The 1,245-nt window shown below is 71.4% G+C and carries 1 pseudogene; it reads right to left on the reverse strand.

Going from position 1 to position 1,245, the window contains the following annotated elements:
• A pseudogene (locus J7E68_RS18415) lies at positions 1–1,245 on the reverse strand (transcription-repair coupling factor); the annotation flags it as partial.

Here is a 1,245-nt window from a genome sequence, read left to right on the forward strand (position 1 = left end):
TCAACTGCAGCGGGTCGACGACGTTCTTGCGACGGGAGGCGAGCTTCTTGACGACGCGCTGATCGCCGCCGATCGTGCGGCCGTAGAACTCGTTGTCGGTGAGGACGGCGAGCTTCGCCTCGGCGATCTGGAACCCTGCTTCGACGGATCCTGTGACGAGGGTCGCGACGCCCGTGTCCGGCGCCTCGATCAGCTCGGGCACGATGCGGGCGGCGATGCCGCGATCCGAGAGCACGTCGCGCGCGCGGTCGACGAGACCGGCGCCCGCGGCGATCACCACCACACGCCATCCGTCGGCGACCTTCGCGTCGACGAAGGAGATCGCGCCGTCGACGTTGCCGTGGAACGACGGGATGACCGCGCCGTCGACGGTCTCGGCGTCTTCGCCGCCCATCGCGAACGGGCTCAGTCGCCACCAGACGCCGCCGCGGTCGCGGACGACCTCGCGCAGTCGGGCGATCGTGAGGAAGTCGCCGGCGCCGAGGTCGATCGGAGCGGACGCGCCCGAGGTAGCGGCGCTCCATGCGGCATCGAGGAACTCTCGGTTCGTCTCGCCCAGCGTGATGGCGCGGGCGCTGGATCGCTCGGGGTCGACGACCGCCGTCGCACTGCCCTCCGGGAGGTACTCGGCGAGCGACTTGAGCGGCCCCGAGACCGCCGGGAGCAGAGACTCCATGCCCTCGACGGGGATGCCCTCGGCCATCTTCTCGAGCATGCCGGCGATCGCGGGGAACCCGCCGATGAGTGCTCGCGCGCGGTCGCGGACGTCGGGGGTGAGCAGCAGCTCACGGCTCGGGGGCAGGTCGACGCCGTCGACGTCGCCGGGCAGCGAGCGCTGATCGGCGACGGAGAACGCGCGGATCTGATCGACCTCGTCGCCGAAGAACTCGACGCGGAACGGATGCTCGGAGATCGCGGGGAAGACGTCGAGGATTCCGCCGCGCACGGCGAACTCGCCGCGGCGGGACACCATGTCGACGCGGGAGTAGGCGCGCTCGACCAGCTGCTCGACGACGCGATCGAGCTCGTGACCGCGGGTTCCGGCGCGCAGTTCGAGTGCTGCGATCTCCCCGAGGTTGCCCGCGATCGGCTGCAGAGCGGCGCGCACCGAGGCGACGACGACGAGGGGATGCTCGCCCGACCATTCGGCGACGCGGCGCAACGTCTGCAGCCGCTGGCCGACCGTGTCGGGGCTCGGGCTGAGCCGCTCGTGGCGGCAGAGTCTCCCACGCCGGGAACGTCACG

The organism is Microbacterium sp. ISL-103 (assembly GCF_018613995.1).
Lineage (GTDB): Bacteria > Actinomycetota > Actinomycetes > Actinomycetales > Microbacteriaceae > Microbacterium.